The 22,295-nt window shown below is 40.3% G+C and carries 17 protein-coding genes; 7 read left to right on the top strand and 10 right to left on the bottom strand.

Features of this window, described 5'->3' with window-relative positions:
• Nucleotides 1-22 precede the first annotated feature (22 nt).
• Complete coding sequence (gene gspE / locus CDG55_RS03990) at nt 23-1,513, bottom strand: type II secretion system ATPase GspE (RefSeq protein ID WP_005164434.1); 1,491 nt, start codon at nt 1,511-1,513, stop codon at nt 23-25.
• Between the two features lie 93 nt (nt 1,514-1,606).
• Here gspE and CDG55_RS03985 point away from each other — a divergent pair, with 93 nt between their 5' ends.
• Both CDG55_RS03985 and CDG55_RS03980 read left to right on the top strand, forming a co-directional pair.
• Nucleotides 1,607-2,428: a hypothetical protein gene (locus tag CDG55_RS03985; RefSeq protein ID WP_087536617.1), complete on the top strand. Its 822-nt coding sequence runs from the start codon at nt 1,607-1,609 to the stop codon at nt 2,426-2,428.
• A 9-nt stretch (nt 2,429-2,437) separates the two neighbouring features.
• Nucleotides 2,438-3,355, top strand: a complete 918-nt coding sequence (locus CDG55_RS03980) for a mechanosensitive ion channel family protein (RefSeq protein ID WP_087536616.1) — start codon at nt 2,438-2,440, stop codon at nt 3,353-3,355.
• On the opposite strand, the gene CDG55_RS03975 is transcribed toward CDG55_RS03980, so the two are convergent.
• Nucleotides 3,356-6,232, bottom strand: coding sequence for a DUF2339 domain-containing protein (locus CDG55_RS03975; RefSeq protein ID WP_087536615.1), 2,877 nt, complete (start codon nt 6,230-6,232; stop codon nt 3,356-3,358).
• 189 nt (nt 6,233-6,421) lie between these two features.
• Here CDG55_RS03975 and polA point away from each other — a divergent pair, with 189 nt between their 5' ends.
• Nucleotides 6,422-9,187: a DNA polymerase I gene (gene polA / locus CDG55_RS03970; RefSeq protein ID WP_087536614.1), complete on the top strand. Its 2,766-nt coding sequence runs from the start codon at nt 6,422-6,424 to the stop codon at nt 9,185-9,187.
• 59 nt (nt 9,188-9,246) lie between these two features.
• Here polA and CDG55_RS03965 read toward each other — a convergent pair whose 3' ends face one another.
• The 5 genes from CDG55_RS03965 to ppx are packed head-to-tail and all read right to left on the bottom strand — an operon-like array spanning nt 9,247 to nt 14,382.
• Nucleotides 9,247-9,816 carry a YggT family protein gene (locus CDG55_RS03965; protein WP_005164419.1) on the bottom strand — a complete coding sequence of 190 codons (570 nt, stop codon included), beginning with the start codon at nt 9,814-9,816 and terminating at the stop codon, nt 9,247-9,249.
• A 16-nt stretch (nt 9,817-9,832) separates the two neighbouring features.
• Nucleotides 9,833-10,672 carry a pyrroline-5-carboxylate reductase gene (gene proC, locus CDG55_RS03960; RefSeq protein ID WP_087536613.1) on the bottom strand — a complete coding sequence of 280 codons (840 nt, stop codon included), beginning with the start codon at nt 10,670-10,672 and terminating at the stop codon, nt 9,833-9,835.
• A 3-nt stretch (nt 10,673-10,675) separates the two neighbouring features.
• Nucleotides 10,676-11,947, bottom strand: a complete 1,272-nt coding sequence (gene tilS, locus CDG55_RS03955) for a tRNA lysidine(34) synthetase TilS (protein ID WP_265736133.1) — start codon at nt 11,945-11,947, stop codon at nt 10,676-10,678.
• Between the two features lie 56 nt (nt 11,948-12,003).
• Nucleotides 12,004-12,828 (bottom strand): acetyl-CoA carboxylase carboxyltransferase subunit alpha, encoded by an 825-nt coding sequence (locus CDG55_RS03950; RefSeq protein WP_087536611.1) that lies wholly within the window; start codon nt 12,826-12,828, stop codon nt 12,004-12,006.
• A 33-nt stretch (nt 12,829-12,861) separates the two neighbouring features.
• Nucleotides 12,862-14,382 carry an exopolyphosphatase gene (ppx, locus tag CDG55_RS03945; protein ID WP_087536610.1) on the bottom strand — a complete coding sequence of 507 codons (1,521 nt, stop codon included), beginning with the start codon at nt 14,380-14,382 and terminating at the stop codon, nt 12,862-12,864.
• Between the two features lie 273 nt (nt 14,383-14,655).
• On the opposite strand from ppx, the gene trxA reads away from it, so the two are divergent.
• The 3 genes from trxA to CDG55_RS03930 all read left to right on the top strand — a co-directional run bounded on the left by trxA (nt 14,656) and on the right by CDG55_RS03930 (nt 17,223).
• Nucleotides 14,656-14,982: a thioredoxin gene (trxA, locus tag CDG55_RS03940; RefSeq protein ID WP_087536609.1), complete on the top strand. Its 327-nt coding sequence runs from the start codon at nt 14,656-14,658 to the stop codon at nt 14,980-14,982.
• Nucleotides 14,983-15,309: 327 nt separating this feature from the next.
• On the top strand, nt 15,310-16,578 hold the full coding sequence (rho, locus tag CDG55_RS03935; RefSeq protein WP_004664227.1) for a transcription termination factor Rho: 1,269 nt from the start codon (nt 15,310-15,312) through the stop codon (nt 16,576-16,578).
• A 393-nt stretch (nt 16,579-16,971) separates the two neighbouring features.
• Nucleotides 16,972-17,223 carry a hypothetical protein gene (locus CDG55_RS03930; protein WP_004664225.1) on the top strand — a complete coding sequence of 84 codons (252 nt, stop codon included), beginning with the start codon at nt 16,972-16,974 and terminating at the stop codon, nt 17,221-17,223.
• 100 nt (nt 17,224-17,323) lie between these two features.
• Here the strand turns inward: CDG55_RS03930 and CDG55_RS03925 are convergent, their stop codons facing one another.
• Genes CDG55_RS03925 through pheS form a run of 3 tightly spaced genes read right to left on the bottom strand, consistent with a single transcriptional unit; the run spans nt 17,324 to nt 21,012 of the window.
• Nucleotides 17,324-17,620, bottom strand: a complete 297-nt coding sequence (locus tag CDG55_RS03925) for an integration host factor subunit alpha (RefSeq protein ID WP_004664224.1) — start codon at nt 17,618-17,620, stop codon at nt 17,324-17,326.
• Nucleotides 17,617-19,998: a phenylalanine--tRNA ligase subunit beta gene (gene pheT / locus CDG55_RS03920; RefSeq protein ID WP_087536608.1), complete on the bottom strand. Its 2,382-nt coding sequence runs from the start codon at nt 19,996-19,998 to the stop codon at nt 17,617-17,619. Before pheT ends, CDG55_RS03925 begins: the two co-directional genes overlap by 4 nt.
• Before the next feature lie 33 nt (nt 19,999-20,031).
• Nucleotides 20,032-21,012, bottom strand: a complete 981-nt coding sequence (gene pheS, locus CDG55_RS03915; RefSeq protein ID WP_004664219.1) for a phenylalanine--tRNA ligase subunit alpha — start codon at nt 21,010-21,012, stop codon at nt 20,032-20,034.
• A 231-nt stretch (nt 21,013-21,243) separates the two neighbouring features.
• Here pheS and CDG55_RS03910 point away from each other — a divergent pair, with 231 nt between their 5' ends.
• On the top strand, nt 21,244-22,245 hold the full coding sequence (locus CDG55_RS03910) for a hypothetical protein (protein WP_087536607.1): 1,002 nt from the start codon (nt 21,244-21,246) through the stop codon (nt 22,243-22,245).
• The last annotated feature ends 50 nt before the right edge of the window (nt 22,246-22,295 follow it).

Here is a 22,295-nt window from a genome sequence, read left to right as displayed (position 1 = left end):
TGTTTTTTTACTTATATCGTATTTACACTTCTGCAGCTTCATTCGTCACACGCAATACTTCTTCTAACGTGGTTTTTCCAGCTAACACTTTCAATAAACCATCATCACGAATCGAAGCAGCATGGCGACGCGCATGATTTTCTAATTCAAACTCAGCTGCATTACCATGAATCAAACGGCGCATCGAATCATCTACTGGCACAATTTCATAAATTGCAGTTCGTCCGCTAAAGCCAACATGTGAACATTTTTCACAACCATGCGGTTCAGGTAACTGCATATATTCATCAACTTTGAGATGTTGGAACACTTGTCGCTCAAAATCATCTGCTTTTCGCCAAGTCACACAATGTGGACACAAGGTTCGAACAAGACGTTGTGCAATAACACCTATCAAAGAACTTGCCAACAAGAATGGTTCAATCCCCATATCTTTTAAACGTGTTACCGCACCAATTGCTGTATTGGTATGCAGCGTAGATAACACCAAGTGCCCTGTTAAAGATGCTTGTACCGCAATTTCAGCAGTTTCAAGATCACGAATCTCACCGACCATTACCACATCTGGATCTTGGCGTAGCATCGCTTTTAATGCACGTGCAAAGGTCATATCAACTTTAGTATTGACCTGCGTTTGACCGATCCCTTCCAATTGATATTCAATCGGATCTTCGGCAGTCAAAATATTACGTGTATTATCATTAAGATCAGACAATGCAGCATATAAGGTTGTCGTTTTACCCGAACCTGTTGGGCCTGTCACCAAGATAATGCCATGTGGGCGATGTACCAATTGCGTTAAACGTTCATAGTCATTTTTCATTAAACCAAGATGAGTCATATTTAAACGCCCAGCTTGCTTGTCTAGTAAACGCATGACCACTCGTTCACCATGCGAAGAAGGTAAAGTCGATACACGCACATCCACTTCACGTCCCGCTAAACGTAATGAAATACGACCATCCTGAGGAATACGCTTTTCTGCAATATCCAGTTTCGCCATGACTTTAATACGTGATACCAATAATGGCGCAAGTTCACGGCGTGGCTGTACAATTTCTCGCAGTTGACCATCGACACGTAAACGTACCGAAAGTTTTTTCTCAAAGGCTTCAATATGAATATCAGATGCGCTGACACGAATCGCTTCAGACAATAAGGCATTAATTAAGCGAACAATTGGTGCATCATCTTCTTGATCCATCAAGTCTTCAGCTTCAGGCACTTGGTCTGCCAAACTTAATAAATCTGGATGATCTTCTAGACCTGCCGCAACCTGTTGTGACTCACCTGTATCCCCTGCATAACTCGAACTCAATAGAGCATGGAACTCTTGATCAGTACACAACTGATCGTGAGCCGATTTCCCCAAAATTCGACGTGCTTCCTGCAAAGCAATACGCGCGGTGTCCTTACGTCGCACAATAAAAATTTGATCACCTTCATAACGTAATAAAACGCCATGTCGTTTAGCAAAACTATAAGGAATTTGTATTTGTTTAAGTATTTGCATCACACAAATAATGATAAAAGAAAACAGTGAGTGTACTCTAAGCAGATTACAGCGTGAAGTCTGTTTAGCATACTCACACAGGAATTTTGCATCTTGTCTCAAAATAATCAATATCAAGCTCCACATGCCAACGAATTGAAATGGTGGGGCGAACAACAATTTGAAATTCAACAAGCCAAAGCTTGGCAATTTGGTTCATTATTATTTCGTCTGACACGTGGCATTAAAGAATGGCGCTTGGAATATCATCGTCCTCAATCTCAACATGATTACGAACAGCAATGGCATGTCTTGAATGACACGATTTTTGCAATGCCACAACCTGCAAAAATTGAACGTTATATGTTCCATAACACCCATAGTACGTTTCACTTAATGCCCCGTTTGGCAGATCGCTCTGTGGTGATTAAACCCGTTGATCCGATTTATATTCCAGCAGGCCAACGTGGAACCTTATATATCAGTACCCCACTATGGATTGCAGGTCTGGTTGAGGGGTTGACTGAGCCTTTATTTGATATTCCTGTGATTCAACCGAAAGATACCTGGTTTGGAAAAGACCCTCAGCATGGTGAAATTTGTTATGCCACCTCAGTGGATGGTCGTACCGACTTAAATCTGCTCAAACCGCGTGCATTCCGTGCTGTCACCCCGATTGAGTTTCATAATACCAGTCAGCATCAACTGCGTTTTGACCGTATGAATGTGCCTGTCCCTGCGCTTCCTCTGTTCTATAGCGAAAGTACAGGTCGTTTATGGACTTCACAAATCAAAGTCTATTATGAAGGTATGGATCATCCAGCACGTATTCGGATTGAGAATAGAACCCCAACTCAAGCGGGTGAAGTGATTTATGTACATCCTCCTCGTGCGCCTGGAAGTACATTATTCAATATGTTTGATTCATTCTTTTAAGAGGTTGCTATGCCTGATTCGAATATTCCAAAGGATGTTGCTAGCAGTCTCGCCAGTATTTTCACCAATATTAACTTCGAACGTTTAAGCGAAATCGTTGTTGCGATTATTTTAGCGTTTATTGGTTTTGTAATCGCAAGACTGGTATCTAATGCCTTCATTCGTACAATTGGAAATCGTTTTAATGCCCACCAACGCTTGCTATGGCGTAGAGGGATTTTTTATTTTATTTTCCTGTTATTTATTATGACTAGCTTAAGAGAGGCTGGATTTAAACTCAGCGTGTTCTTGGGTGCAGCAGGAATTCTGACCGTTGCTTTGGGTTTTGCATCACAGACATCGGCAACCAACTTGATCAGTGGTTTATTTTTAATCGGTGAAGGTTCATTTGAAGTTGGTGATACGATTCAAATTACCTTAATTCGCGGACAAACGATTGAAGGACAAGTCATTTCAATTGACCTGTTGTCGGTGAAACTGCTCACGCTGGATAATGTGTATATTCGCCTACCAAACGAACAATTGATTCGAACACCCGTCATGAATTTATCAAAATATCCAATACGGCGTATTCCAATTACATTGGCGATCAATTTCCATGAAGACATTATCAAAGTACGACAAGTACTTTTAGATGTTGCTGCTAAATATCCTTTGGTCATGGATGATCCGAAAGCAACCGTTACCGTAACAGCATTTAGGGAGTCATCGATTGAACTTCTGTTTGCGGTATGGTGTAGACAGGAAAATGCATTAAAAGTTCGCGATGAAATGCAAGAACGTGTACGCAATGGTTTCTTAGAAAATCAAATTGAGATTCCTGTACCTAAAATGGGTTTAATTGATCGTCCTTTACCATTAGAGGATGATGAAGTCGATCAATATGCACATCAGAAAGAACTTAAAAAAGAGCAGAAAGAGAGTTGATTAACCCTCTTTCTTATTTTCCTCAAGCGCAGGTGGTAACGGTGCAAGATAGGCAATCACCAGCATCACCGCACCCGAACCAATAAATGAGATCACGCGTGTCAATGTACCGCTTTGCGATAAGTCCAGCAGTAATAATTTAGCCACCACAATACCCAACAACGCAGCACCCACAAACCAGATTTGGCGAATATGACGGCGACTGGAAAAAGTCATCAGGATAAATGCCAGAATCACCCATAATAAAGTCAGACTGAGTTGTACATCACCATTTGACCAAATGTCCAACCCCCACAATGGTGTACCCAGATAATGATGCATGGCACGAACCACCACGCTGCTCAACACCAATAAACCGACTAAAATAGTGATGACTTTAAAGCCCCATTCTATTGAATGCTCATCACTTAGCTTGTATCGATACACTATCCAGATCAGTCCGATAAAGATCAATAAAGAGAAAAGATCAGTAAGATTTAATAAAGGTAAGAAATAATATTGTTCAGCAGAATGTATATCTAAACTAATCAGGATTAACCAAACTAGGCTTAAACTAAGCACAGATATTTGTTGTAGAAGTTGGGTATTTTTAGTGACTATTAAAAATATTCCATATAACACTGGAATGATCACTAATCCGATCAATGGCATTATTGGGAAAATCGACAAACCAATGCTCGCCAAACTTAACCACAATAAGCTTGACCCTATAATAAGACTTTCCTTTGAAGTATTACTCTTCAAAGTGATTAACATTAGAGCCAATACAACCGAAGCAACCGCAAAGCTGACTTGATTTAACTTACTCGACCAATGCAACAGAACATAAACATTCTCTGCAAAACTTTCACCATAAAGCAGAAATAATAAACTCCCCAATAAGATCAGCTGTACATTGCCCCACTGTAATCTTGATGTAAAGCGAACGACTAGATTGAACGAAGCCAATAATAAAACTGCTATTGCTAAATATGGGCTCAGTCCATGTTGTTGCCACTGTATCAATTCAACGCCTGCAATCGCTCCTGCATACATGCCCAATGCTAAAAAAATTCCACTGAGCATTCGAGCACTAAAATATTTTTCAACTTGTTGATAATTTAATAAATAGTAAGCTGAAATAAACTGAGCGATTGCATAGATGACTGTACTGAGTATCGGAAAGTGGTCATTTGACCAAATTTGGAAAATGAGTGCTACTGAACTTAACAGCACCAATACAACACCCACATAACGACTTAAACGATAACGTTCAGTTACTCCCCAGACAATTAATGCTGTACCTTGAATCACCCAACCCGTTGAAGTCCAATGTGCCCCTTTAGCCAATGGAAAAATCAGGGCAACAAAAACTACGGCAAGAATAAAGAAACTTTTTGCCAAGATGGAAAGTTGCGGATGCTGCCGTTTAATCCAGAGATTTAATGCAATATAGACAATTGCCAAGGCAACTGCCCCCCAGGTCAGCGCTTGGGTGGAGTTATGCATCAGGTAGGCATGTAGTGAGAAGCCCAGTACAGGCACGCTAAAAATCAGCCCAACATCTAAGATAGGCTGTAAACGTTGACGACTTTGAGGAACTGTCTGATCGATGCTTATATCTTGAGTTTGTGTCAGTAACATTAGTTGGCTATAGCGAATGCTTAACCAAATAAATAAAGCAATATGCAGCCATAAGATCATATCCAAGGTGTCAAACTGATATGTTTTTGCATAGATTCCAATCGTTGCACCACCGATAAACATCGTGGCAAAAAATGCGATTTGATGCAAAATTTTCCACGGCTGAATAAAATTAACCGCAGCAACAGCTAAATTAATTACAAAGTAATAGCCAAATAAGAAAATCACGTCAGGATGATTTTGTGGAATCACCAGTGGTGCAAGATATGCCATGCTCAAAGCTAACATCGCTAAATACAAGGCTTGCTGTTTTAAACTGAGATAGACCGTCGCTAATAATAGAATTACAAATAAAATACTCGCTGTGCTTAAGCTAGCAATCACGGCGAAGTGATGAGAGAAAATCAAGGTCAAAAAAACGACTGCTAAACCCACGCCTTGTAAAGCTACAGCAAATAATTGGTTTTTCTTTTGCAGTAAATAACCAGCAATGGTCGTGATAACACCAGCAACAGCAATAAAACTCAGTTTTACCCCCAAGCTCAATTGCCAATGCTCGCTAGCAAAGCGTAACAGTAACACCACGCCAACCATTAATATTGCAACTGCAACGCGTAAAATTGGATTGCCATGCATCATCCAATCAAGTGCAGGTTGCCACCATGATACTGTTTGAGTTGTTGCTTGATGCTCAAAATCAACAGGTGACTGACTATTTTGATTTGGTATCGCCTGATCATCAGCTTTCATCCACGCAGGATGTTGTTCAAAAACTGGTGTCTGAGTTTCTGTCTTCTTGGCTTCATCAAGATACTGTTCAATATTTTGGGCGTTGATCTTTTGCTGAGCTAAAGCCTCTATGTCAGTCTCTACATTTGCATATTGTTCCAAATGAGTCAGTCGCGTTTGAAATGCACTGATCGTTTGGATTAAACATAGCATGAATACCAATAATGCACCGCCAGCTAACCACATCCACGTATTGGCGTAAGCAAAAAGTGCCACGAGTGCCGCAGCATAAATAATAATTTTTTGCCCATTTATATTCACTGATTGTGCAAAAAAACTTGGCGCGGCCTGCTCTAGCTGGCGTAAGCGCTGATGAATTTCTGAAATAACGTGCACAATAACAACAGTTAATCCAATTGTTGCAGCAACAATCGCTCCATGCCATTGAAATGCAATTGCGCAAGCAAGCAGCACAGTCAAAGCAACTAAAACGATAATAATTCCCTGTTTATTTTTTTTATACATAGACTTAGATCAATTATGACAGCTTCATTTAAGTTATCTTACTTGATCACTTGATAAGCAGCCATTTTTACATACAAAATACTGCAATTATTTAATGCGACACAGTTTGCCACTGCTCTACAAGACAACAAGGACAGCTACTACTTTTTCACGTAAAATGGCATTTAGTTCATAATAAGGATTTGCATAATGCCACCTTTTGTCTTGGTTGACGGGTCTTATTTTTTATTTCGTGCTTTTCACGCTTTACCGCCATTAACAACCTCTACAGGTTTACACACCAACGCAATCCGTGGCGCAATTTCAGCAATTCAAAAGTTAATGCGTCGTATTCAGCCTACTCATATGGCTGTGATTTTTGATACACCAGAACCAACTTTTCGCCATAAATTATCACCTATTTATAAAGGTGACCGTCCAAGCATGCCAGAGGAACTGTCGCAACAGATTCCGTATTTGCATGCATTAATCAAAGCTCAAGGAATTCCTCTGTATAGTCTTCCAGGTGCAGAAGCCGATGATATTATTGGCACACTCACTAAACGTGCGTTGGCTGAAGGTCACCATGTCTTGATCTCAACAGGTGACAAAGACATGGCACAATTGGTTAATGAACACGTTAAACTCGAAGATAGTTTTAAAGAACGTGTGTTAGATGAAGCTGGAGTATTAGAAAAATTTGGCGTACATCCTCATCAAATTATTGATTATCTCACCCTGATGGGAGATGCTTCTGACGGTATCATGGGAGTGCCAGGTGTCGGTGCAAAAACTGCCGCAAAACTACTGACTGAATATGGTTCATTAAATAATATTATTGCCAATGTTGATCAACTGAAAGGCAAAATCAGCCAAAATATTAAAGACAATTTAGAGAATATTAAGATTGACCATCAACTGGCCAGTATTGTCTGTGATCTAGATTTAGCTTTAGATTGGCATGATTTAAAACTAAGCAATCCAAATGTAGATCAATTACGTGACCTCTATACAGAACTAGAATTCCGTAACCAATTACAATCTTTAGACCATCCCAACAATCCAAATAATGCAGCTTACCAACAAACATCTCAAAGTATTGTCAAAGCCGAACAAAAAGTTGAGCAAGTGGTCACTGAGGATCATGCTAACCTTTCTAGTCAAGATGATCAACTCGGAACTGCAACCTATCACACTGTATTAACCCAAGATGCTTGGGATGCTTTATTTCAACGTATGCAGCATGCTGATCATTTTGCAATTGATACTGAAACTACTAATCTAGATTATCGTGTTGCTGAGTTAGTCGGCTTCTCAATCGCATTCGATGCTCATGATGCTTACTATATACCTGTTGCACATGACTATGAAGGTGCGCCTGTTCAACTCAACCGTGAAACATTATTAGCTCAGATCAAACCAATTTTAGAAAATGAGCAAATCAAGAAAATTGGTCATCACTTAAAATATGATGCGCATATTTTTGCTAATCACGGTATCACGATTCAAGGCTGGTATTTCGATACCATGCTTGCCTCGTATGTACTCAATGCAGCGGCAACCCGTCATGGGATGGATGATGTAGCTCGTGTTTATCTCAGCCATTTGACCACCACTTTTGAACAAATCGCAGGTAAAGGCGTAAAGCAAAAAACCTTTAATCAGATTGAATTAGAAATAGCGGCACATTATGCTGCTGAAGATGCACATGTCACTTACCGTCTTTATGAAGTATTAAAAGCAAAACTTCAAAGCCACCCTGAACTTGTTCATATTCTACATAATATTGAAATGCCTGTAGCACGTGTGCTTACAGGTATGGAAGAAGATGGAATTAAACTGGATCATCAATTTTTGGATCAACTCAGTGTTGAGTTCTCTGAAACGATACAAACTTTAGAAAACCAAGCAACTGAATTAGCAGGTGAAGCCTTTAATATCGCATCACCTAAACAAGTGGGTGAAGTCCTATTTGATAAGCTTGGACTTAAAGGTGGTAAGAAAACTGCCACGGGTCAATACAGCACCAGTGAAAGTATTTTAGAGAAAATCGAACATCCTTTAGCTGAAGTCATTTTAGAACATCGTGGATTAGCAAAACTCAAAAATACTTATACTGATCGCTTGATCGAGCAATCACATGACGCAACGCATCGTGTACATACCAGTTATCACCAAGCACTCACGGCAACTGGGCGTTTATCTTCCACTGATCCAAATTTGCAAAATATTCCAATTCGTACACCAATTGGCCGTCAGATTCGTAAAGCCTTTATTGCGCCTGAAGGTCGTGTATTACTCGCAGCCGATTATTCACAAATTGAGCTACGCTTAATGGCACATTTTTCGCAAGATGATGCGTTAGTGCATGCTTTCCAACAAGGCCAAGATGTACACCGTCGTACTGCCGCTGAAGTTTTGGGAATTGCGATTGAAGATGTCACTCATGATCAACGTCGACAAGCTAAAGCCGTTAACTTTGGTCTACTCTATGGCATGTCTGAGTTTGGGCTTACTCGTCAACTGGGCTTTACACGCGAAGAATCTCGTAGCTATATTGCACGCTATTTCCAACGCTATCCGGGCGTACTCGACTATATGGAACGTACCCGTCAGATTGCACGTGAACAAGGCTTTGTTGAAACCATTTTAGGTCGTCGTCTATATACACCCGACATTATGGCAACCAATAAAATGATCAAACAGGCAGCCGAACGCGCAGCAATCAATGCACCATTGCAAGGAAGTGCTGCTGATATCATTAAACTCGCCATGATTGCAGTTGATAAAGTCCTACCAAAAGATCAGGCTAAGCTGTTATTACAAGTCCACGATGAATTGGTATTTGAAGCAGATGTCGCTATTGCAGATGAACTTTCAAAACAAATTGCTGAAGTGATGCAATCGGTATTAGAAATTTCAGTGCCATTTGTGGTTGAAGTTGGGCAAGGTCTTAACTGGGATGCTGCTCACTAAAATAATATAAATAAAAAAGGGACTGTATCAACTACAGTCCTTTTTTATTTTGAAGCAGATTAAAGACCTGTTAAAAGAACTTTAGCTGCTTCATTCATTAAGATCTCAGCAATATATAAAGCTAAGAAAGCCAAAATTGGAGATAGGTCAATCATCCCCATATTCGGTAACAGACGACGAAATGGTGCAAGTAAAGGTTCTGCAAGCTCTTGAATCACTTCAATATAAGGTGATCGTGACTGCGTAAACATCACCACCCAACTCAAAATGATGGTTGCAAAAATCAAATAACGACAGAAACGAATTAAATCTTGGATCATTGTTACAAATGTCGTGATCACAAGATACACCGCACTATGTGGCATTTGTCCTGACAAATACATCAACCCAAAAATTTTCAGTAAGTACAATACCACCAACAAAGCAACTGCGGCTAAATTGACACGACCTTTGCCTAGAGTAGGAAAAATACGGCTAAAAACATCCACAATCTTGGTCGCTTTCACGGTTGAAAGAACCACAGGATTGTATGGACTGACTGCCGCTAATTGCATTAAAAAACGGAAAAAGATCAATAAAATTGCAACATTGATCAAAACACCAAAAATTAGCGCAGAACTTGCACCCATAATTGTCTTATCCTACTTAAACCGATTTAGTCTTGTCACTCAACTCTTGTGCAAGCTCTTGGCTACGCTTCTGAGCTGCTGCAAGCGCTGCTTGAATATTTTGTGAAATCTGCGCACGATCAAACACTTCCAAAGCTGCCTGTGTTGTACCATTTGGAGACGTCACATTTTTACGTAATTCTGTTGGAGAATTTGAGCTAGTAATCGCCATTTGTGCAGCACCCAACGCTGTTTGCAGGGTCAATGCCGTCGCGACTTTCTCATCTAAGCCCAAGTTTTTACCTGCACGAATCATACTTTCCATCAAGTAAAAGAAATAGGCTGGACCAGAACCAGAAACTGCTGTTACTGCATCAATTTGCGCTTCATTGTCTACCCAAATGGTTAAACCTGTCGCAGCCAAAATTTGACTGGTTAATTCACGATCTTGAGCATTTACTGCTTCAGATGCATAAATACCATGTGCACCCGTTTGTACCAATGCTGGCGTGTTCGGCATGACACGAACAATACGCTGACTACCGCCAATTAAATCTGAAATCGTTTGAATTTCAGCACCCGCAATAATTGAGATCACGAGTTTATCTGACAATAAACCTTTTAATGGTTGTAATACCGTTGCCAAAACTTGGGGTTTAACCGCTAATACCACAACGTCCGCATTTTTAATTGCGTCCACATTTTCTGTTGTAGTTTGAATATTTTTTTCTTCTAAGATGTGACGAATTTGTTCAACTGGATCAGAAACGGTAATGCGGGTCGTCGGTAAACCACGCGAAAGTAGCCCACCAATCAAGGCTTGCGCCATGTTACCACCGCCAATAAAACAAATATTTTGATTCAATGTTGTCGCCATGTCCTACTCATCATATGAAAAAGATTGCTGAAAAAAGTCATTGCAGTCAGAAATTAAACTTGGTTGCCAACCGCCCTGCTCTAAATAATCAGATTGCGCCAACCAAAAACCCTTTGGGCTAAAAACCCCAAGCATAACATTATCTACGACCAATATTTGAATTGTATGACGTAACCAAGGCAAAATCTGTGCATCTTGAATGGCTTTTTTCAGTGGCCAATGTCCAACTCGACCATAGAGATGAATTTTTTCCCCTCCTAGGCGTTTCAGCAGCTTTAACTCTCGCCCTAAAAGCTGGGATGAAAAACCAATCGCTTGAGATTCGATCTTAAACGTTCCAGCCGCAACTTTGATCGTTTCACCCATTTCATATCGCTCTAATAATGCAGGCAGAATGGTAGATTGTTTTTCTGCATATAATTGGTTGTGAGTTAAACGATATAATTTTTTCTGATAGCGAACAAAATAGTGTTGATTGATATGTAAAATTGCCTGAGCATCTGGTTTTGCCAGAATAACCTCTTGTTGTAAGCGTTGTACCATATCGTAGCTTGGGCGATATTGATCCTTACCTTTTATCCAAGCAGACAGCAATTGACGTTTTCGTGCATCAGATAGCTCCAACAGACAAGTTAAATCCAGCTCATTCTCAGTTGCACATAATTTCCAATCACTTTGCAGCACATCATCTAAAATTTCTGCAGCATCTTGCATCAGATAACTCGTTCGTGACACAGCTGACTGCATTTTAGGGAAGCGATTTTCTAATACAGGCCATAACTCTTCTCGACACCATGCCCGATCATAATGCGTATCGTGATTGGTGAGATCAGTCACATAATCAAAACCCAGTTGCTGTGACCATTTCTCAATTTGCTCACGACTCAGAGCTAAAAATGGTCGCCAAATGGTCATATCTTGCCGAACATCAATTTGCTGCATCGCGGCCAAACCATTGACACCTGCACCAGAAAATAATCGTAATAACAGCGTTTCCGCTTGATCTTGCTGATGATGCCCAAGTACTAAAATGTCATTCTCAGTTAAATGTCTATGATAAGCTTGATAGCGCGCATCTCGTGCTTGTTGCTCTAGATTACCTGACTCGACGGAGACTTTTTGCAAAACACAAGGAATCTTTAGCGCATCAGCGTGTTTTTGTACTAAATTACCCCATTCTTCACTCATCGATTGAAGTTGATGATCAATATATATCGCGCGGGTTCGGGTGGGGAAAAGTTCAGACATCAGATACAGCAACAGCATGGAATCCATGCCGCCGCTGCACCCAATTAAGAATTGAGTATCTTTAGAAAAATGCTGTGTTTGTGCTAAGACGCGATGCCTAAATTGCTGCTGCCAAACTTCATTAAACGTTGATAACGTGCTTCGCATCGTGCTTGAGCATCCATCGGTTGCAATTCTTCTAAGGCTTGTTTGAGTACATCTTTCAAATCATGCATGACTTTTTCAGGTTGTAAGTGAGCACCCTCACCCTCATCCACCACATACTCAACAATACCTAAAGCTTTCAGCTTGTCGGCAGTTAATGCGAGCGCTTCACTGGCTTGTGCAGCTTTGTCCGCTGTTTTCCATAAAATCGAAGCACAGCCTTCAGGTGAAATGACTGAGTAAATACTATGCGATAGCATAATCACGCGGTCAGCGACACCAATACCAAGTGCCCCGCCAGAACCGCCTTCACCAAGTACAGTCGCAATCACAGGTACTTTTAAACTAGAAAGTTGCGCTAAACTTGTTGCAATTGCTTCTGCTTGACCACGCTCTTCAGCACCAACACCAGGATAAGCTCCCATGGTATCGACAAAAGTAAATACTGGAAGATTAAAACGTTCAGCCATATCAAGTAAACGCTGTGATTTACGATAACCTTCTGGATTACACATACCGAAGTTATGTTGTAATTTTTCACGCGTACTGCGACCACGATGTTGACCAACCACCATCACTGGCTGTCCATCGAAACGAGCTAAACCGCCAATCATAGCACCATCGTCACCATATAAACGGTCACCATGAAGAGCATCAAATTCAGTAAAGATTTCACTGACATAATCTAGAAATTGCGGACGTTCAGGATGTCGTGCAATTTGAACCGTAGCCCAAGACTTGGACTGAGTTGCTTTATTTTTCATAAGTCGTAGATAATCCCTAACAAGGATATATTGTTAATCAACAAAATTGTCTGACTGAATATTTAACTCAATGTCCCAATGTTTAAATTGCACTTGCTCATCATGCAAGTCTGCAACCAATAAAGGCCATTGTTTAGCATCACCAGAAACGCTGAGTTGCCATTGTTGATCATTTCCAACGCTCAGTTCAATGGCAGGAAGCATCTGATCACTACGACTATGGTTCAGCAAAACAGCGAGACGAAGCAACAAGCAGAGATACAATAAATGACTACCACCAACTTTTAGAACGTCATTTTTTGCATCAGCCCGTAACTTACGACGATGATGTGAAACTAAATGAGATAGATGATTTTGATCAATTTGTGAAAAACCGGGAATATCGGAGTGCTGTAATAAATATGCACCATGACGATGGTAGCCACCATGGCTAATTGCTAAACCGATTTCATGCAAATAAGCTGCACGACGCAGTAAGTCACTGTCTTCAGTCGTTAAATTTAAAGCATTCGCCACACCATCAAATAGCTGTTGTGCTGTATTTACGACACGTTCCGCTTGCTTTGGGTCTGCATTATAACGTCCCATTAAGGCTTGCACACTTCGGTCACGAATATCTTCATGTTTGAAGCGACCAAGTAAGTCATACATCACGCCTTCACGCAAAGCACCATCAGAATATGCCAATTTATCAAGCTCTAACACTTCAAAAATGGCATATAAAATCGCAAGACCTGCTGGCAAAACTGCTCGTCGATCTTCACGTAGACCTTCAAAATCAATTTCAGAAATATGTTTAAATTTGAGCAAACGATCTTTTAACTTATATAAACCTTCACGAGTTAAATTTTCTTGTTCATCGCTCAAACCAAGATTTACAGTAATTTGACGACAAGCTTTGATTGTTCCACTTGAGCCAACAACAGTATCCCAACCTTCTGCTTTATAGGTGTTGGCTATCGCAGAGAGTTCTTTACGCGCTGCGACAACAGCTTTATCAAAAGCCTTGCTTGAAATCTCACCATCAGCAAAATAAGCTTTACTGTAAGCGACACAACCCATTTGCAACGATTCAGTGTGTAGCGGTTCAAACTCTTCGCCAATGATGAACTCTGTTGAACCACCACCAATATCAATCACTAAACGTCGACCACCATTAGCCATCGTGTGTGAAACGCCTAAATAAATCAGACGTGCTTCTTCACGTCCAGCAATAATCTCAATGGGTTTTGGTAAAATTTCAGCTGCTTTTTGAATAAATTCATGACCATTTTTTGCTTGTCTTAAAGCATTTGTCGCCACAATTCTTAGACGATTTGCTTGAACAGAGCTTAAACGACCTACGAAACGAGCCAAACACGCAAGTCCACGCTGTTGCGCAGCTTCTGTTAAATTTTTATTTTCATCCAGCCCAGCTGCTAATTGTACTTTTTCTGACATTGAAGCAACTTTTTTCACTTCACCGTGATCAACACGAGCAATCGCCAAGTGGAAACTATTCGACCCCATATCAATTGCAGCAAGTAATTCTTCATCAATCAGAAAATCAGACATTATTCATATAAACCTATGCTCAATTCACGCATTAGAGTAATTCACACGCCAATAATTTTAAAGTCATTTTAAGCAATAATAGGTGCGTATTTTCGCTTTTGAGCTATAAATGATTGTAGAAGCCGATAATCAACATCGTGAGCATCCATTAGACTTTTCATTTTGAAACTTGAATAATCAGAACAAACCCTTACATTGAGTAAAGTAGCAATGTAAGATTCATGCTGATGATGAACGAATTTGCACTTTATTTATTAAATTTGGAGTAACCTTATGTCTGCGACTATTGTTAATACAACTGATGAAAACTTCCAAGCAGATGTTTTAAATGCTGAAACTCCTGTACTTGTTGACTTCTGGGCTGGCTGGTGTGCGCCATGTAAAGCGATTGCACCAGTGCTTGAAGACCTTTCAAATGAATATGCAGGAAAAGTCAAAATCGTTAAAGTTGACGTGACTGCATGTGAAGACACTGCTGTGAAGTACAACATTCGTAACATTCCAGCATTATTAATGTTTAAAAATGGCGAAGTTGTTGCGCAACAAGTCGGTGCAGCACCTCGTTCTAAACTTGCAGCATTTATTGATCAAAATATCTAATCAAATTTTGACCGCATAAATAAGAGAAATACGTCTAAATTAAGCGACGTATTTCTCAGTAAAAATTGACAAATTTCTTAGTTTCGCTTATATTCTTGGATCAAGAAGCTTTGAATGGAATCTACTTCATCGCGTTTCTTACAAGACACAAACATAAGATCGCCGCTCGGCAATAATAATTGTTTTCACATTTCTCTCTGAAACAATGAACCAGACTACTGAATTGTGGTTGTGTAACTATACAATTACATCAGCATGTATGTATGCGGTCGATTTTTTTATTCTTTCCAAACACTCCTCCACTTATTCCATTCTGTCTGACCACTTATGAACTTAACTGAACTCAAGAAAAAACCCATTGGCGAACTCATTAAAATTGCGGAGTTTATGGGCCTTGAAGGCATGGCACGTAACCGTAAACAAGATATTATTTTTGCCATTTTAAAACGCCATGCCATGAATGGCGAAGAAATTTTTGGTGATGGTGTTCTCGAAATTCTTTCAGATGGTTTTGGCTTTTTACGCTCTGCTGCTGGTTCATATTTAGCAGGACCAGATGATATCTATGTCAGCCCATCACAAATTCGCCGTTTTAACTTACGCACAGGCGATACCATTACAGGTACTATTCGTCCACCAAAAGAAGGCGAACGTTACTTTGCATTACTGAAAGTTAATCAAATTAACTATGACACACCTGAGAACTCGCGTAATAAAATTTTATTCGAGAACTTAACCCCTCTCTTCCCAACAGAACAACTGATTATGGAATTGGGCAACGGTACAACTGAAGATCTCACAGCTCGTGTGGTCGACTTGGTTGCTCCGATTGGTAAAGGTCAACGTTCTATTATTGTTGCACCGCCTAAAGCGGGTAAAACAATGCTATTACAAAACATTGCTCAATCAATTGTGCGTAATAATCCCGAAGTGTTCTTAATCGTACTTTTGATTGACGAACGTCCTGAGGAAGTTACAGAAATGGAACGTACTGTTCGCGGTGAAGTTGTGGCATCAACATTTGATGAAGCACCTGCTCGCCATGTTCAGGTTGCAGAAATGGTGATTGAGAAAGCAAAACGTTTAGTTGAGCATAAAAAAGACGTTGTGATTTTACTTGACTCAATTACTCGTCTTGCGCGTGCCTACAACACTGTGATCCCGTCATCAGGTAAGGTATTAACCGGTGGTGTGGATGCTCATGCATTAGAACGTCCTAAACGTTTCTTCGGTGCTGCGCGTAACATCGAAGAAGGTGGTTCTCTAACCATCATTTCAACTGCTTTGATCGAAACAGGCAGTAAAATGGATGATGTAATTTACGAAGAATTTAAAGGTACAGGTAACCAAGAAATTACGCTGGATCGCCGTATCGCAGAGAAACGAGTATTCCCTGCAATGAATATCAAAAAATCTGGAACTCGTCGTGAAGAGCGCCTAATGAGCGAAGAAAATCTACGTAAAGTTTGGATTTTACGCAAATTGCTTCACCCTATGGATGAACTTGCTGCAATGGAATTCTTATTAGATCGTATGAAGGAAACCAAAACTAATGATGACTTCTTTGATCAAATGAAACGTAAAGCATCGACATAAGATAAGTGCATTAAAAAAGGCTACCTTTATGGTAGCCTTTTTTATTTGGTTGACAAACTTACATAATATTTACAGATTATTTTAAAATTCCAATAAAACAATAAATCTTTGTTTTTAATAAATTTAAAATTAATTTCAATGATAAAAACAACAAAATACCGATTTTAATTTTAATTTCCATAGTTTTTTTCTATCAAAAAATAGCCAAATTCTGCCCATTTTTGTCGTTTTGTTGGACAGAACAGTAGTAATTCATGATCTGCTTTGATAGGATAGCAGCAGACCAGTTAGGCTGCTCCCTGCGTTGTTACCTAAAGCGTTTAGGAATAATAAAAGCACAAACAGACTAACTCTAGGTTTTTTTTAATCTCACAATTTTATGAGAGTGATGCCATGTTATTCAAAAAATTCGCTGTTGCTGCTGCTATTGCTACTACTTTAGCTTTCGTTGGTTGCTCTAAGAAAGAAGAAGCTCCTGCTGCTGATGCTAACGCTGCTGCGTCTGAAGCTGTAGCTGCTGCTTCTGAAGCTACTACTGCTGTTGAAGCTGCTGCTTCTGACGTTGCTGCTGCTGCTTCTGACGTTGCTGCTGCTGCTTCTGACGTTGCTGCTTCTGAAGCTGCTCCAGCTTCTGCTGCTCAATAATCTAATATTTTTAGATTATCAAAAAGAGAACCATTATAGGTTCTCTTTTTTTACGCCTAGATTTTTAATCAAATAAAAATATCACTATAAAAAAAGCAGATCAATCGATCTGCTCATTTCCAACGCGCTGTCTAAATTTTTGACCCGCTCTAAACGTAACCACTCGGCGGGCAGAAATCGGGATTTCTTCACCCGTTTTTGGATTGCGTCCTGGACGCTCACGTTTATCACGTAATTCAAAATTACCGAAACCAGAAAGTTTGACTTGTTCACCCGCAATTAATGCTTGGCTGATCTCATCAAAAAACAACTCAACCATCTGTTTTGCTTCACGGCGATTTAAGCTAGTAAGCTCACTTAAATGGTCCGCCATCTCTGCTTTTGTTAATGCTGTCATGAGGCCCTCAATGTCGCTTGGTAAGTGTCTTCCAACACTTGAATAATGTTATCCATACCAGATTTAATTTCAGCATCTTCAAGCGTACGTGCTGGATGTTGCCACAACACTGCAAAAGCTAAAGAGCGCTTGCCTTGTTCAACCCCTTGACCCGTATACACATCGAACAACCATGTTGAGTCGAGTAACTCACCACCAGTCTGCTCAATTAAGCGCTGAATATCTCTAACCTCAATATTATCAGAGATTAAAAGCGCAATATCACGTCTAACCGATGGAAAACGTGATAATTCTGTAAAATTAGATACATAAGATTGCAAAACAGCCTGCTGATCCAGTTCTGCCACCCATGTTGTGCCCAAATCGAGTTCATTTTCCAGTGACGGGTGTAAACGCCCCAAGTAACCAATCGACTGTCCATCCACCACAATTTCCGCAGATTGACCTGGATGCAGCCATGCACGCTCAGTACGGACAAATTCAGCCTTTACACGCCCCGCAGCCAGAATTTCTTCCACCTCACCCTTGAAATCAAAGAAATCCATTATCTGTGGTTTTGCATGCCAAGATTCTGGTACACGTGAACCAACCGCAATCAAGGCCAGAGTCGGAATCTGTTTCAGGTCATGAATACTTTGTGCATTTTGATAATCAAAACGTAAGCCCAGTTCAAAGAAACGGACACGCTGCTGCTGACGGTTTAAATTGTACTGGACACAAGGAATCAGGCTGGATAACAAAGTACTACGCATTGCAGCCAAGTCACTTGAAATTGGGTTGGCAAGCATTAATGGCTGTACGTTTGGATTCAATTGCTTCTCAAGTTTTGCATCGGCAAAGCTAAAACTAATCGCTTCTTGGTAACCCAAAGCTGCTATCGTTTGGCGTAATTGAGCGATTTCAAAACGATCTTGATATTTCTCCAATGTCACATCAATTTTTGGCAAACTGATCTGAATGTTGTCATAGCCGTGAATACGTGCAACTTCTTCAATCAAGTCTTGATAAATTGCCATATCATAGCGATGTGATGGTGGAACTACGCTCCACTCACCTTCAGCTTTGCTTTCAACCACACAGCCCAACCGTGTTAACGCATCCGCAATAAAATCGCCAGCAACTTGATAACCCAACAACTGGTCTACTTGCGCTTGTTGTAATGTAATCGCTTCACGTTTCGGCAATAAAGGCTCTTGCTCAGCAACCGTAATTGGACCAAATTCTCCACCAGCAAAGGCTTGAATCAGCTCAGAAGCACGGTACATAGCAATCATCGGCAATTCAAAGTCAACGCCACGTTCGTAGCGCTGTGATGAGTCAGTATGCAAACCGAAACGACGAGCACGCCCTGCAATAGCTAAAGGCGCAAAGAACGCACTTTCGAGGAAGATATCTTGAGTCTCATCAGTTACCGATGAATCCAGCCCGCCCATAATGCCTGCCATTGCCAATACTTTCTGATCATCTGCAATGACCATGATGTCATCTTGCAATTCAACTTCTTGATCATTGAGCAAAGTCAGTTTTTCTTGTGGCTGCGCTTGGCGCACTTGAATCGAACCTTCGATTTTTGCCAAGTCAAAGGCATGCATCGGTTGACCAAGCTCGAGTAATACATAGTTAGTAATATCCACCAAAATACTATGCGTACGAATGCCTGAGCGTGCCAATGCCTGTTCCATCCATTCCGGTGTCGGCGCTTTGACATTGACATTTTTGATAATACGACCCAAATAACGTGGTGTACCTTCCGTGCTAATCGTTACTGCTTTCTCATCTGTGATTGTTGCAGGTACAGACTGGATCTCAGGCTCATTCACCTTTAACTGATTGATCACTGCGATTTCACGGGCAATCCCGCGGATACTAAAGCAGTCACCACGGTTTGGTGTGATACTGATATCAATGACATTGTCATCAAGCTTTAAATATTCACGAATATTCATCCCCACTGGTGCATCAGCAGGCAACTCTAACAAACCGTCAATTTTGTCTTCTAAATCAATTTCAGAAGCACCACAGAGCATACCTTGTGATTCAACACCACGGAGCTTGCCTTTTTTAATTTTGAAATCACCTGGCAATACTGCACCAATCATTGCAACAGGAGCTTTCATGCCCACACGAACATTTGGCGCACCACAGACAATCTGTAAGGCTTCACCCGAACCAATATTAATCGTGGTCACACGTAAACGATCTGCATCTGGATGTTGTTCAACCGTAAGGACTTCACCAACAACCACACCAGTAAACGGTTTTGCAACAGGCGCTAACTCATCAACTTCCAAACCCAACATGGTCAATTGATCAGACAATGTATCGCTATCAATCGCTGGATTTACCCAGCTGCGTAACCAATTTTCACTAATTTTCATTTGTATAAACCTTCTTTAATCCTGAAAAACTGTTTAGGCAAATTGGCGTAAGAAACGCACGTCATTTTGGTAGAACATACGCAAATCATTGATGCCATAACGCAACATTGCAAAACGCTCTACCCCTAGACCAAAGGCAAAGCCTTTGTATTTATCAGGATCAATTCCTGCAGCACGCAGTACATTTGGATGTACCATGCCACAGCCTAAAACTTCTAACCAACGACCACGTTCATCCATGATATCCACTTCAGCGCTTGGCTCAGTGAATGGGAAGTAAGATGGACGGAAACGTACTTTTAAATCTTTTTCAAAGAACTCATTGAGTAGGTTAATCAATAAACCTTTTAACTCAGCAAAGCTGGTATTTTCAGCAACATACAAACCTTCGATCTGATGGAACATTGGCGAATGGGTTTGATCTGAGTCACAACGATAAACACGGCCAGGACACACGATACGAATTGGCGGCTGACTAGTTTCCATGGTTCGAATTTGCACGCCCGAAGTATGGGTACGAAGCAAATGCGTTGCATCAAAATAGAAAGTGTCATGCATCGCACGGGCTGGGTGATGTCCCGGAATATTTAAGGCTTCAAAGTTGTGATAATCATCTTCAACTTCTGGACCATGAGCAACTTGGAAACCTGCTTTAGTAAAGAATTGGCAAATACGCTCTTGTACTTGAGTAACAGGATGAATACTTCCCATGCGCTGACCGCGGCCCGGCAAGGTAATATCAATGGTTTCACTTGCTAATTTTTTTGCAAGTTCAGCTTGTTGTAATGTCTGTTGACGCTCAGTCAAAGCTGCATTGATTGCTTCACGCACAGCATGAATCGCAGCACCTTGTACTTTTCGCTCTTCAGGATCCATTTTTCCAAGTGCTTTCGACTGTTCTGCGAGCTGGCTTTTCTTCCCTGTAAATTGCACACGAACTTGATCGAGTGCAGCAAGGTCTTGAGCCGCTGCAATGGCAGCAAGCGCTTCAGTGGTCAGGGCTTCCAGTGACATAGTAACTCTCAAAGCAACAAAATATAGAAATATAATAAAACGCTATAGTTTATCAGCTTTTTACCAGTTTGATGAAAATAAACAGCGGTTTAAATAGCGTACTTTTGAAAATATAGATGCAAAAATAAAACAACAAGATACCTAAGCAGATCAACTAAAATTTCTGAAAAATTACTCAACAATTGAATAAAATGTATAAGATACCGATATCGTCAATGAGAAAGAATAACGATGGCGCTTGATCAAATCTGGAAACAACAGCTTACGCTAGTGACTTATGGCAATGAATATTTAGCAGGAAATCTCAATTTTAGTCGCTGGATTGAACATCCGATTTTCAATCAAAATCGACTCATTTTTAGAGACTTACTGTCTCAACACCTATTGGCACAACATTTCCAGATTTGGCTTGAAGGCTTAAAAAAACAAGGTGTTAAAAAACTCAGCCTACATTTATCTAGCGTACTTAATGATGAGCAAAATCCAAATGCTAACGTAGAGCTGCTTCCCTTTGCGCATTTTATTGTGAGCCATCAAGGCAATAAAAAAACCGCATGGATCTGTGGACATGAACTGGCTGAATGGGATAACAGTGATCAAGCCTTTAATGTGCCGGCACCTCAACAAACAACACTCCGCCAAGAAATATTTTGGCGTTATGAGTTGAATGATAAATTCGCTAAAAAAATTGATACTGACTTACAGAAGGTAAATTGGAATCAGGTTTCCATTTTCTTGGAGAAAGAACTGTTCGATAGTAAATATGCTGAACATTTTCCAGAGCCAGAACAACAAGATTTGCCTTTTTATGGTTATGAAGCTGATCTTATACATCTTTCTAGCAAACAATTAGCATTGATTCCAACAGATTATGCAGCGGATTGTGCACATCGATTATTACATCGCACACAAGCATTAACTGATTATTTAGAACAACAAAGAAAGCATCCTTATACGGCTACAGGTGAGTTAATTAGCCCTGAAGAACAGATTAATCTCCGTAATTTTTCACAAAAAACTGATGACTTATTTGCAAAGCTGATTGTAAAAACCGCAAATCACTACCAAACGGCTCAACTTACGGCAGAAGAACCTGAAATCATTGACCGAACCATGGAAATTCCACATCAGATTGATAAGTCCAACCATCATAAAGTAGGTGCGTCTGGCGTAATTAAATTGATTATATTAACCGTGATTATTTGTCTGGTTGCTTATTATTTTGGGCTATAATTCCCATCAAACGCTCAGTCATATTCATAGATGTTGATAGAACCAGATTT

This window comes from Acinetobacter sp. WCHA45 (genome assembly GCF_002165255.2).
In the GTDB taxonomy this organism is placed as follows: Bacteria; Pseudomonadota; Gammaproteobacteria; order Pseudomonadales; family Moraxellaceae; genus Acinetobacter.
This window is presented reverse-complemented; position numbering and strand designations above follow the sequence as displayed.